2 protein-coding genes are annotated in these 14533 nt (G+C 55.3%); both read left to right on the forward strand.

The window, feature by feature from the left end:
- Nucleotide 1: 1 nt before the first annotated feature.
- The gene (locus NXT09_RS12255; RefSeq protein ID WP_268579842.1) at nt 2-8140 is read left to right on the forward strand and encodes a type I polyketide synthase; all 8139 of its coding nucleotides are present in this window, start codon (nt 2-4) and stop codon (nt 8138-8140) included.
- Nucleotides 8137-14523: a type I polyketide synthase gene (locus NXT09_RS12260; RefSeq protein WP_268579843.1), complete on the forward strand. Its 6387-nt coding sequence runs from the start codon at nt 8137-8139 to the stop codon at nt 14521-14523. The genes NXT09_RS12255 and NXT09_RS12260 overlap by 4 nt, the downstream gene beginning before the upstream one ends.
- Nucleotides 14524-14533: the final 10 nt, after the last annotated feature.

Below are 14533 nucleotides of genomic sequence, written 5' to 3' on the forward strand. Positions count from 1 at the left end.
TATGGATGCCTTAAATCTGCCACTTATACTCTCTGGCGAATCAGCGTCGGCGCTCGCCAGCGTAGCCGAACATTGGCGAACCAAGATCGAATTCCTATCAGACGCTGAATTAACGACGTTTTGTCTGCATCAATTCGCCATTCCGCATGCGGAAATTCGTAGCGCCATCTTCGCGACGGATAAAGCCGGGTTGATCAAAGGACTGACGTCACTTTCGCAGGGTCGCGCAGCGCGCAACGTTTTAACAGGGAATGCGGCGGCGGGGGGAAACCCAGTACTGGTTTTCTCTGGGCAGGGCCCCTTGTGGCCAGGAATGACCTCTGAATTACTCAACGCACTGCCCGCTTATCGTCAAAGCGCGGATAAAAGCGGTACGCTATTTCAGGACAACCTGAACTGGAACCCAGCAGATGCACTTGCGGCGGGTGAGCCTTTCTCACGTCTGAAACAAATCCAACCCATACAGTTCACGATATCCTCCGCGCTTGCGGATGCATGGAGAGCTTTTGGCATCCGTGAAGCAGCCGTGGTCGGACATTCTGTCGGCGAAGCATCGGCAGCCTATTCCTCTGGCTACTTAAGCCTGGAGGACGCCACCAAACTGGTGACACTGTGGGGAAAAGCGCTCTCAAACATTGAAGGACAAGGTGCGATGGTGTCGGTCGCAGCCTCCGTTGAAGATGTTACGCCATTACTCAAAGAGTGGGATGGCAGGCTGGCTATTGCCGCTATCAACAGCAATAAAAGCGTTACATTAAGTGGCGGTACAGCAGACACAGAAGCCCTACTCAACAAATTAACTAAAGCGGGATTTTGGGCCTGGAAAGTGCCGGGTGGAGAGGTTGCAGGGCACTCTCCTCAGGTGGACAGACTTAAAACCGAGGTAATAGCGCACGCGCCGCACGATATTCTCTCTTCAGCGCATGCGGCATACTATTCTTCCGTCTCCGGCGTGCGCTACAGCAACGAAGATTTTCAGCCAGACTACTGGTATCGTATCCTGCGGGAGCCTGTTTTGTTCGAAAACAGCATCCGGGCATTGATCAACGACGGGCATCGTCTTTTTATTGAAGTCAGCCCACACCCCGTTCTGACCTCCATCATAGAAGAACATCTGCGCGAAGCCGGCGTTAAAGGCGCCGCCATCTCCACGCTCGATCGCCGGAAAAACGATCGGGAGGGTTTCCTTCAATCGTTGACTCACGCGTTTATCAACGGCGCATCGGTTGATTGGGCAAGCGTATTCAATCAACTTCTTCCTGAGCATGCGGAGCACTATCGCACTGCGCTAGCATACGCAAATGAAACCGCGCCCATCGCCAATGAGCCCTCTTCGCTTTCCGCTAATGCATTTAATACCGCGCTAGACGACAATATCGATCGGTTAGCGCTGCAAGATCGTAGCCCATCGGAACAATATGACATCCTGCTGGAGCTCGTATCACGAGAAATCAGCGCGCTGCTGGGCGAAACCTTTTCCTCGGACATGCAGGCGTTTCGTGATATTGGATTTACCTCATTGACTGTTGTCGAGTTCTCACGTGGACTCTCAGTCGCCACAGGGATAGAACTCCCCTCCACGCTTGTTTACGATCACCCGACACCGCGTGCATTAAGCGAGTATCTGAGACAAGCGCTTGGCCTCTCATCATCCGATGACGAGCAGGAAACACTGGAGACACGTAACCACGATGAACCTATTGCCATCATCGGTATGGCGTGCCGTTATCCCGGCAGCGTAAACAGTCCAGAAGCATTATGGGATTTACTCGTTAATGAGCGAGATGCAATCGGTGATTACCCGTCGGATCGTGGATGGAATATCACCAAACTGTATGATCCGGAACCGGGCCGACTAGGTAAAATATCCACCCGCACCAGCGGATTTTTATATGACGCTCCGCTGTTTGACGCTGGATTTTTCGGCATCTCACCACGTGAAGCCCTGACTCTGGAACCTCAACAACGACTTCTGCTTGAAGTCTCGTGGGAAGCCATTGAACGGGCAGGAATCGAGCCGTCGAGCTTATATGGTTCCAATACCGGAATATACGCCGGTATCATGGCGACAGAGTATGGATCTCAGATTCAGCATGCCTCAGAAGACGTTTCAGGCTACGGCTATATGGGAACCGCCACTTGCGTCGCCTCCGGCAGGGTAGCCTATAGCCTTGGCCTGCATGGACCGGCGGTGACCATTGACACCGCCTGCTCCTCCTCGTTAGTGGCTATCCATACAGCCTGTGAAGCGCTACGCAGCAATGACTGTAAACTTGCATTAGCGGGCGGTATCACGATTATGCCAACACCAGGCGTACTTATCGACTTCTCCCAACAGCGCGTGCTCGCGCCCGATGGCCGTTGCAAAGCCTTTTCTGCGTCAGCGGACGGCGTAGGTCTCTCGGAAGGCATCGGCATGCTATTACTCGAGCCGCTGTCTCAGGCACAGGCCAACGGGCATACGGTTCTGGGCGTCATCCGCGGCAGCGCAGTCAATCAGGATGGCGCCTCTAACGGACTGACCGCGCCCAATGGCTCCGCACAACAACAGGTGATTCGCCACGCGCTGGCCAACGCAGGCCTGACGCCTCAGGATGTCGATGTGGTTGAAGCGCACGGCACCGGTACTCGTCTTGGCGATCCAATCGAAGCGAATGCTCTGATGGCAACCTATGGCCGACATCGCTCAGCCGAACAGCCGTTGCTTCTAGGGTCAATCAAATCCAACATCGGACACACGCAAGCCGCCGCCGGTGTTGCCGGGCTGATCAAGATGCTGATGGCTTTCCGCCACAATATGTTGCCGCGCAGTCTGCACATTACGGAACCTTCTCATGAAGTCGACTGGTCAAGCGGTGCGATACAGCTACTCTCAGCTTCGCGCCCTTGGCCGCAGGTCGATCGGCCCTATCGTGCGGCAATCTCTTCATTCGGCGTCTCTGGCACCAATAGTCACCTCATCGTGGAACAACCGCCAGTATCGGTGTCGAATGGCCACATGCAGACCGAGGCTGTCACTGTGCCACAGGAGATGCTCTGGCCAATTGCTGCAAAAACCGATACTGCGCTGCGTAAAAAAGCGGCGCAATTACGGGAGTATCTGGCTAACCAACAAGCTATCGAGCCCATTAATGTGGGTTACTCACTCGGTATCTCACGTAGTCAATTTCCCTACCGAGCCGCCGTCAGAGGTCAATCAAAAGAAGCGCTGTTAAAAGGGCTACAATCGCTTGAAAATGGGCAGGATCACCCGACGCTAACTGTCGGTGCCTCCCCCGCCAGCGAATCAGGAAAACTGTTATTCATCTTCCCTGGTCAAGGGTCGCAGTGGCCTGAAATGGGAATGGAGCTGTATAACGCCTTTTCCGTTTACCGGCAGGCTATCGACGAAGTTGATGACGCGCTGCGCGCCTATGTCGACTGGTCGCTAATTGACGTGCTGCGTGGTAGCCCAGACACTCCGCCTTTGGATCGCGTTGACGTCGTGCAGCCAGCGCTTTTCGCGGTGATGACCGCACTGGCTCGCCTCTGGCAATCTTTCGGATTTACGCCGCACGCCGTCGTGGGACACTCTCAGGGCGAAATCGCTGCCGCCTATATCGCAGGTGCCTTGTCGCTACAAGATGCGATCAGGATCGTGGCGTTACGATCAAGACTGATGCTCAGCCAGTCAGGACACGGTGCCATGGCCACGCTCGGCCTTTCCGAAGAACAGACTCGCGCCCTCCTGACTCCAGATGATGGGGAGATTACCCTCGCGGTTTTCAACAGCCCGTCAGCAACCGTGGTTTCAGGCGCTGCCACATCGATCGAGGCGCTACTCCGTCGCTGTAAAAAAGAGCGAATCCGCGCCAAACGCATTGCGGTAGATGTCGCAGGCCATTCTCCTCAGCTCGATACGTTACGCCCTATCCTGATGGAGCTATTTTCCGGTTTAAAACCTAGCGCCACGCGCATTCCTTTTTACAGTACCGTGGACGGCCACGCGCCCGATATGCCTCTTGATGGCACAACCCTCAACGCCAAATACTGGTGTGACAACCTATGCTGCCCGGTACGTTTTTTCGACACGATATCGGCATTGAACAAAATGGGTAAAGTAGCCTTTCTGGAGTGCAGCCCGCACGCCGTGTTACTGCCCGCGCTCGAAGAAACAACAGACAGCACAGCAACGATCGTCGGTTCGATGCAGCGTAACAAACCCGCCATTGAGTGCCTAACGCAGGCAATGGCACAGTTGTACGTCAACGGACATAACCTCAACTGGCGTGCGCTTCATCCTACAGCCAACCTCGTGGATATCCCCACCTATCCTTTCGAGCATCGTCACTACTGGCTGACGCCCCCTGCCGCCAGCAATGTCGCCACAGTCGGACAACGACCGACGGAGCATGCATTACTCAGTGCAATCATCGACCTTCCAGACGACGAAGGCATGCTGCTGACCGGGCGTATTGGGCTAGCCAGTCAGCCCTGGCTCGCCGATCACGCTGCCACTGGTGTTGCTCTGGTTCCAGGAACCGCTTATCTGGATATGGTGCGCTATGCCGCGTTACTCACGGACTACCAAAAAATCGAGGAAGTAGTGATACAAACGCCGCTGGTGCTGCCTGAACAAGGGGAGTTGGATCTGCAACTCAGAGTCGGACGGCCTGACGATCGAGGACAACGTACCGTTACGATCCATGCACGGCATCATAGCGACGAGGAGAACGCCCCCCCGGAATGGACACTGTACGCCAACGCGTTATTACAGCGCGATGCCTCAAAACAGGTACAACGCCCATTCGACAACGCGGACTGGCCGCCAGCCGGCAGTGAGCCGTTGGATCTCGCCCACCTTCATCAACGGCTCTCTGCCGCTGGATATGAATATGGTTCAGCCTTCAAAGGGCTTAGTGCAGCCTGGCGCAATGGCGATAGCCTGTATGCCGAAGCCAGTTTGCCTGAAGAACTGTCGACGAACGGACATCTTCTGCATCCTGCGCTGCTCGATACCGTACTGCATACCATCGCGCTGCCCGATAGCGAAAACGAGGATGCGACAACGCTGCGACTCCCGTTCGCGTTGAGCGGTGTGACGATAGCTGACAAACAACCACGCCAGTTACGCGCACGTTTGCATTTGAAAACGCCAGAGAATATCAGCCTGATTGCTACTGATGAGACGGGCGAAACGGTAGTTGCCATTGAAACGCTCAGCTTACGGGAAACTACGCGGGATAATCTGCGTAATCAGTTACGCATCCAGCCGGAGTATGATCTGCTGCGCACGACCTGGAGCCCTCTGCCCAGCGCGTCTAAAGCAAAAGATGTTCCTTCAACCGCCAGTTGGGCGTTGCTGGATACCGATCCCACCGACGCCAGTCCGCTAGACATCTCCACCCGCTATGATTCATTGTCGGCCTTAAACGCGGCACTGGCGTCATCCACGGCACCAACGGTACTCATTTGGCCGTTGCCAGGTAACAATCCGGCGCAGACTGACGATGTGCCTCTCTCCACTCGTGCGATGTGCGAACAGGTTATCAACCATCTGCAACCCTGGCTGGCCGATGAAAGCATGGCCAACACCACGCTGCTGGTGATTACGCACCATGCGACAGAACACGGTTCACATGAACAGTTGGATGTCGCACAGAGCAGCGCATGGGCGTTACTCCACTCGGCACAGAACGAGAATCCAGGCCGCCTCGTTCTGCTTGATACCGATCGTCCTTTCATCGATACCGCATTACTCAGCGCAGCGCTGGCTAGCGATCGTCCACAATTGGCAGTGCGTCAGGGGCAACTGCTCATTCCGCATCTGACCAGAACAGTGAAAACCGGACTGCTAACCCCACCGTCCGATAGCGCTCTGTGGCGTCTGGATATTTCGGACGCCGGAAATCTCGACAATCTGGTGTTGAAACCCGCTCCTGAAGCTGGCGCGCCGCTCGGTAAGGAACAGATTCGACTCAGCGTGCGTGCGGCCGGCGTTAATTTCTATGATGTCGTATGCGCACTGGGATTAATCGCGCCGCAGCATGAATTCGGTACGGAAGCATCCGGCGTCATCACAGAAGTCGGGACGAATGTTAAAGACTTCAACATTGGCGATCGCGTGATGGTGCTGACTGAAGGCGCTTTCGGGCCAACGGTCATCGCCGACCGAGCGACGACTTTCCGTCTTCCTGACGACTGGACTTTCGCGCAAGCCGCTGGCATCCCCATCGCCTTTCTTACCGCCTACTACGCGTTGATGCAACTCGCCTCGCTGCGTCAGGGCGAACGTGTATTGATTCACGCGGCGGCAGGGGGTGTCGGCCAAGCAGCCGTTCAATTGGCGCATCACCTGGGGGCGGAAGTGTTTGCCACCGCACATCCAGATAAATGGCCAGTCCTGCGCCAACTCGGTATCGCCGACGATCACATCGCCAGTTCACGCAACCTTAAGTTCACCGGGCAATTCCGTCCGTTACTGAGTGATAAAGGGATTGATGTGGTACTCAACTCGCTTACCGGAGAATTTATCGATGCCTCTATGTCGCTAATGGCTTCAGGGGGACGCTTTGTCGAACTGGGCAAAACCGATATTCGCGAGGATTTTCCTACGGATCTGGTTTATCACTATCTTGACCGACCGGACAAAGATCCCGAACTGACCGCGGAGATGATTACCACGCTGTTATCGTTAATGCGCGCGGGGTCACTAGCGCCCTTGCCAATCACCGCCTTTGATATCAGAGAAGCGGTATCCGCATTCCGGTTGATGCAACAAGGTCGTCATACTGGCAAAGTGGTGTTGACGTTTCCCCAGCAACTCAATCCCGATGGTACGGTGTTGATTACCGGAGGAACGGGGACGCTGGCCGGGCTGCTCGCTCGGCATCTGGTGGCGTCACACCAGAGCAAAAACCTGATATTGGCCAGCCGTCGCGGCTTACGCGCCGATGGCGCGGTACAATTGCAAGCAGAACTGGAAAGCGCAGGGGCAACAGTCAAGATCGTCGCCTGCGATACCACCGACCCTCAGGCGTTGGATAAACTACTCGCAGCGATTCCAGCCACACATCCGCTAACCGGCGTGTTCCATACCGCTGGCGTACTGGCCGACGCCACCATCGCCAACCTGACAGCGGAAAGCCTCGATACAGTATTTTCACCCAAAATCGACGCAGTTTGGCATTTGCACCATAAAACCCGCACACATGATCTCGCGGCTTTCGTTCTCTACTCATCCAGCGCGGGAACGCTGGGTAGTCCGGGGCAAGGCAACTACTCTGCTGCGAACAACGCGCTGGACGCACTGGCACATAACCGCCGCCAGCAGGGTTTGAGTGCCACGTCCCTTGCCTGGGGCTGGTGGCAGCCAGTCACCGGGCTATCGAGCCGGCTCAGCGATACCGACAACGCGCGTATCGCGCGAACGGGTCTGGCGCCTATCACACCAGAACATGGGAATGCGATGATCGACGCATCGCTGGCATTACCTTACGCGGTTTATACCGCAGCGCCGTTGAACCCGCAGATGTTGCGTAAAAATGCACAGTCAGGGCGCCTTCATCCGTTATTTGAGCGGTTGGCGGGTCCCGCAATCGCGCGTAGGTCGTCATCGGGCGGAGAAAAAATGCCCGACCTACGAAAATTGCTATCCACGCTGGAATCCAGTGCTCGGCTAAAACAGTTACAGGCCGCCATCACCGATAACATCGCGAGCATACTTGGCCTTGATAACGGTTCACTTCTCGCGCCCGAACAGTCATTTAAAGAGAGCGGTATCGACTCGCTCATGGCACTGGAGTTACGCAACCGTCTGGCGGCAGTTTCCGGCCTGCGTCTACCGGCAACCCTGACGTATGACTACCCGACCCCTGTCGCGCTAGCGGAATATCTCGATGCGGAACTGTTCGCGGGGCAGGATGCGACGACCAACGCCGTGATGGCGGAAGAGGATGAATCGCACTTACGCGAGCGTATTGCCGGCATTCCGCTTGCCAGCCTACGTGATGCCGGCTTGCTGGATAAATTACTTCAGATAGCAAACGGCATCGCCCCCGTGGAGGACGCATCGAAAAAGCCTCAGGTTACCGATATTGAGTCCGCAAGTCTGGATGAGCTGGTGTCTATGGCTCTGTCTGACAAGGAGAAAATGCTATGACGCATCCAAAAGAGAGTCACGCCGCGAAAAATACCGCCGCGGGCGAAGGAACCACCGATCCGCGTCTGGTTGAAGCGTTACGCCACAGCCTGTTGCTGAACGAACAGTTGAAACAGCGTAATCAGGATTTGACGCAGGCGGCGCATGAACCTATCGCCATTATTTCAATGGGCTGTCGTTTACCCGGCGGCATTCATTCTCCCGAACAGCTTTGGCAACAGTTGTCCAATGACGAGGACGCCATCGGCCCCTTCCCTGCCGATAGGGGATGGAACGTGAAGACGCTCTTTGAACAAAACCCGGCACTCAGCGCCGTCGCCAACGCCTGGAAAGGCGGGTTTCTGGAGGATGCAGCAGGCTTCGACGCGGGCTTCTTTAAGATATCCGATCGTGAGGCACTGGCGATGGATCCTCAGCAACGCCTACTGCTGGAGGTGAGTTGGGAAGTTCTGGAGCGTGCTGGTATCGTTCCCGCCACGCTAAAAAACAGTCAGACCGGCGTCTTTATTGGCGCCACGCACAACGGCTATCTCAGCGATATCGAGCGGCGCAACCCCGCCGCCGACGGTTATCGCTTACAAGGCAGCCTGAGCAGCATCAGTTCCGGGCGCATCGCTTACACATTGGGACTTAACGGTCCGGCTATCACGGTAGATACCGCCTGCTCTGCGTCTCTCACTGCGATCCATCAAGCCATTCGCTCACTGAAGAGCGGCGAGTGTTCGCTTGCTATCGCAGGCGGAGCAACGATTATGGCTTCTCCAGAGGTCTTTGCCGAGTTCACCCGTCAAGGCGGTCTTGCCGCAGACGGAAGATGTAAAGCCTTTTCTGACCATGCCGACGGAACGGGGTTTTCTGAAGGCGTTGGGCTTATTTTGCTGGAGAAACTCTCCGATGCATTACAAGCGGGTCACAGCGTACTCGCCGTGATTAGAGGGAGCGCAATTAATCAGGATGGTGCCAGCAACGGGCTGACTGCGCCAAACGGCCCTGCGCAGGAACAGGTCATCCGTCAGGCGCTGAATAATGCGGAGCTGACCTTTTCCGATATTGATGTCGTAGAAGCGCACGGCACCGGCACCACGCTTGGCGACCCTATTGAAGCACATGCACTGCTCAACACCTATGGCAAACATCGGTCTGACGATCAACCGCTATGGCTTGGCTCACTAAAATCCAATATCGGCCATACCCAGCTTGCCGCTGGCGTCGCCAGCGTCATCAAGATGGTGATGGCTCTCAGGCACGGGCGCTTGCCCAAAACGCTGCATGCCGAGACACCGTCCGGAAAAATAGACTGGTCACGAGGCAACATTAAGTTACTCAACACGGCACGCGACTGGCCTGATACCGGGCGTCCCAAACGCGCAGCGGTATCATCATTTGGCTTTTCCGGCACCAACGCTCACCTTATTCTCGAAGAGGCTCCGTCAATTGCGCCTCCGGTGCAAGAAGCCGCACCTGCAAGGACTTTCCCCGTGCCTGGCATCGCGCTACCGTTGTCTGCGGCCTCACCAGACGGGCTGTGCGCTCAGGCCAAGCAGTTGCACGCATGGTTGACTCAGAATGCAAGCTCGATGCCCGACATCGCCTATTCGCTAGCCACCACCCGCACCCATTTTGACTATCGTGCCGTGATTACCGCAGAAGACAGTAACAATGCGCTTATCGCACTGGAGGCATTGGCCGCCAATCGCTACGCTCCCGGCATCATTCAAGGCGTCCGTTCTCCGTCAGGCAACGTCGCTTTCCTTTTTACGGGGCAAGGTGCACAGTGGCCGACAATGGGACAAGGGCTATACCATCAATCTCCGGTTTTTGCTCACACGTTCGACGACGTCTGCCAGCATCTCGATCCGCTGCTGTCGCAACCCCTTAAAACCGTCATGTTCGCCGAACAGAACAGTACCGACGCGCTGCTGCTGGATCGTACCGATTTTACCCAGGCGGCGTTATTCGCGTTCGAAGTCGCGCTGTGCCGGACTGTCATGCATCTCGGCGTACAGCCAGATGTACTGATCGGCCACTCCATTGGCGAGATCGCCGCCGCGCATATCGCTGGCATATTCAGTCTGGCCGATGCCGCGATATTTGTTGCAACGCGTGGGCGGCTGATGGAGTCCATCGCTGCCGATGGTACGATGGTTGCTATTGAAGCAAGTGAGGCGGAGATGTTGCCGTCGTTGCAGAAATATAAAGAATGCATTGCGATCGCCGCGATTAATTCGCCGTCTTCTGTAGTGATATCCGGTGACACCGACAAGGTGCTGAGCCTTGCAGAAGAGTGGCGCGCACGCGGCTACCGTACACATCGCTTAAGAACCAGCCACGCCTTTCACTCGCCCCATATTGATGGCATCGTTGATACCTTACGCCGTACCCTGTCAACGCTGTCATTTCAGGCTCCCGCCATTCCAATTGTTTCAACGGTGACCGGTCAACGGCTGACCAATGAACAGGCCTGTTCCGTTGAGTATTGGACAAATCAAGCCCGCTGTGCGGTGCGATTCGACGCTGCCATACAATGGCTTGAGACACACAATATCGTTGTCGCGTTGGAGGTCGGCCCTGACGGCGTACTGACGGCTTTGGGTCGAGCCAGTATAGTCGGCGAATCCAACGGTGTTCCCAGCGCAGCGTGGATTGCTCCCTTGCGTAAAGGGCGGGATGAGTTACGCCCCTTCTTTGCCGCTCTGGCCAAATTGTACGCACAAGGGCAACCACTGGACTGGAGGAAACTGCTCGTTCAGACACCGATCGTACCGCTACCTACCTATCCCTTCCAGCACCGTCGCTATTGGTTGCAAGCGCCACAGACACGCCCAACCTTAAATGGTGGATTTTTTGCGGTTAGTCATCCTTTTTTACATACAGGGATCGATAGCGCTGCTCAGCAAAGCTGGATTTTTACCGGACAATTAGACGCAGCCAGACACCCTTGGATACTGGAGCACCGGGTCGCCGACATCCCCGCAGGCGCGGGGACGATGACCGCAGAGATGATACTGTCTATCGGGGAGCAGTTTGGCTGCCAGCGTCTTGACGATCTCTTCCTGCACGCGATTTTGCCTCTGAATGAGTGTATTCCCACGTCCATCCAACTCCATGTCAGCCCACCAGAAGCGGATGGCGGTAGAACGGTGGAAGCCTATTTTCATCAGCCTGGCGATCCAGAACCGCGTGAGTATCAGATGGCTCCCTGGAAACGCTATGCCACTTGCCGTCTTGTACCAGACGAAAAGTTATCACCGGAGTGGCCGGATTTTCATAATGACAACTGGCCGCCCGCCGACGCCAAACCCGTTGATTTTACCCCGATTTATGAACACCTCGCTGCTCAGGGTGTGATTCTAGGTAACGCATTTCAAAGGCTCATTAATGTATGGGAGCACGAAGACGGGCTGTATATCGAAGCCACGTCGCCAGAGAGTCATGCGGAACTGGGAGAGGATTTCATTCTGCACCCGACCCTGCTAGACGCGGGAATGCAAGCGGCATTACTGGAGCAACTGAAACCAAGCGAAGAAAACATTCAGCCCCGTTTACTTTTCTCCCTGAGCGGGATACGGCAATACATCAGAGGTGCACAGCGTCTGCGAGGTCACCTGGTGCGAAAAACCACTGAGCCATCGACATCAGGCTACAGCGAATATGCGTTACGACTCGCGGATGATACCGGTCGAGCAGCCGCAATCATCGACTCCATAGTGCTGAAATCGTCAAACTCACCGCGCCTTGCCCCGTCACGTCCGCCGTTTTACCGTCTGGCATGGCGCGAGATTGCGCCAGACTCATCCACCACGAAGCCGAAAACTCACTGGATTATTCCGCAAAACAGGTTACGGAAGCGTTTATCCAGACTCATCAAGGAGCACGATACTTCCTGCACGTATGACGATATGCATCAAGCGCTGGCGACGTTCTCACCGCAGCCAGATGAGATCGCCGTCTTCATCGCGCCGGATGGCGACGATACCCCTGAGTTTATCGATCATAACCCGACACACTGCGTACTCAATGCTCTGCAAACGTGGATCGACGAGCCACGTACCGCAGATGTCCCCCTTCTTATCGTGACGCAAGGCGCAATAGCCACCAATGATGGAGAGAATGTCCCGAATCTCGCCCAGTCCCCACTCTGGGGATTAGTGCGCACCGCACAGCTTGAATATCCAGGACGATTCTACCTGCTTGATATCAATGAGGTAGAAAACACAGCATTGTCTTCTATTCATACCGCGATTAACACGCTGTGCCATGAGCCTCAACTGGCGTTACGCGAGGGTAAAATACTCACCCCGCGACTGGTAAAAGCCGCCGGCAATGGCGACCTTACCGATTACAACCACGCCGACCAGCCGGAAAACCCGAGCCGTAACCTTAACCCTGACGGCACCGTACTCATCACCGGCGGTACGGGCGCGCTGGGCAAAGTTATCGCGAAACATCTGGTGGAGCATCACGGCGTTCGTCACGTGCTTCTTGCCAGCCGACGCGGTAAGGGCGCGCCAGGCGCCAATGCGTTATTAAAAGACCTCGCCGAGCTTGGCGCACAGGCGACGATTGTCGCCTGTGATATCGCCAACGTGGCAGCCGTGGCCTCACTGCTTGATACTATACCGACGGCACATCCGCTCACCGCCGTCATTCACACAGCAGGAAGTGTGGATACGGCGACGCTGAAAACAATGAGTGCAGAGCAGATAGATAACGTTTTACAGTCTAAAGCCGTTTCCGCCTGGAATCTGCATCAGCTCACGCAGCATCACGATCTTGAGGCATTCATTCTCTATTCTTCTGCGGTCAGCATTCTTGCGCAAAAAGGACAGGGAAATTACGCCGCCGCCAACGCCTTTTTGGATGCACTGGCGTACCATCGGCGACATCAGGGTCTTCCTGCGACCGCAATGGCCTGGGGTATGTGGGCCGAACGTTCGGAAATGGGGGAGAAACTTGGTGACGACGATATACAACATATTATCGCAACAGGCCAAATCCCGCTTTCTCGCCCACAAGGCCTGGCCTTCCTGGATACCGTTGTCGGTGCACAAGTAGTGAACCATCCGCCGCTGCTGATACCTGCGCGTTTAAATCTGGAAGCGCTACGCGAGCAAGGCGACACCCCGCTATTGGCGGAAGTACTCCCAGCTCGCACAGCAGCAAGAAACAGCGTCAGTGCATCACCACAGATCGCAAACATGCCGGAAAAAGAGCGGTTGCCTTATCTGCTTAACGTGATCATTCAATACGCGGGTGAAGTATTGAGTCATCCCGATCCGGAGTCCATAAGAAGCGACGTGGAATTCATTACACTGGGATTCGACTCTCTTACCTCGATGGAAATGGGAAGCCGATTATCACAAACATTTGGTGTCCGCATTCCCGCTACGGCAATTTTTGACCATTCGACGCCGCAAGCGCTGGCGCAATTCTTACTGAATATTCTGACCGAGGAAAAGCACGCTACCGCAGCAGAGGCACACATTGATATAAAAAAAGACGCTGACAGGTTCTACCACCTGCTACGGCAAGCTGTGCAGCAAAACATGACGCAGGAAGGACTTAGCGTGCTGACCGGCGCGGCGCGCCTACGCGAGCATTTCTCGCACAGACAGCACGAACAGCACGCGCCAGAGACAGTGTGGCTGCGTAACGATCGGGAAAAACCGCTGCTGGTTTGCCTTAACTCATTCATTCCCGCCGCAGCAAATTTAACCTATCAGCGCTTAAGTTCAGCCTTGAGCGATCGGTACAGCATACTGACCGTGCCGTTGCCGGGATATCATGGCGAGCCCTTGCCTGGCACAGACTACGCGGCGGCGACGGCGCTGGCAACGGCAATAGAGAGAGGCACATCGGGGCGCGATTTTACGCTGGTAGGCTTCTCAACTGGCGGGCTCGTCGCACATGCCGCAGCTCACCAGTTGGAGGCTCGCGGCCGACAACCTAAAGCCGTAGTATTAATCGACAGCTTTCCGCCATCAGCCATGAATGAAGCCACAATGGGCGATGTACTGCGCACATGGTTTGCAGCCAAAGGCGAATTCTGGTCGGACGAGGACACCTCAGTCATGGCGATGGCCTGGTATCTCGAATTATTCGGCAGGCAGTGGACACCCTCTCACTTGAAAACACCAACGCTGCTGCTTCAGGCCAAAGATTATCCAGCGTCCGCACAACCGGAACGTTGGGCGAATGAATGGCCAAATTTGGTGAAAAGCATCATCACGCCGGGGAGCCATTTTGAACTGCTGACAGAATATGTCGCTCATACGGCAAAAAACTTATCTGATTTACTTGGTGAAACAGAAAAAAAAACGATCCGAAAGAGGAGCAATTCCGCAAGAAAAAATCGAAAAACTGAATATATTAAAAATGAATAATAAATATATT

Source organism: Pectobacterium jejuense, assembly GCF_026800125.1.
In the GTDB taxonomy this organism is placed as follows: Bacteria; Pseudomonadota; Gammaproteobacteria; order Enterobacterales; family Enterobacteriaceae; genus Pectobacterium; species Pectobacterium jejuense.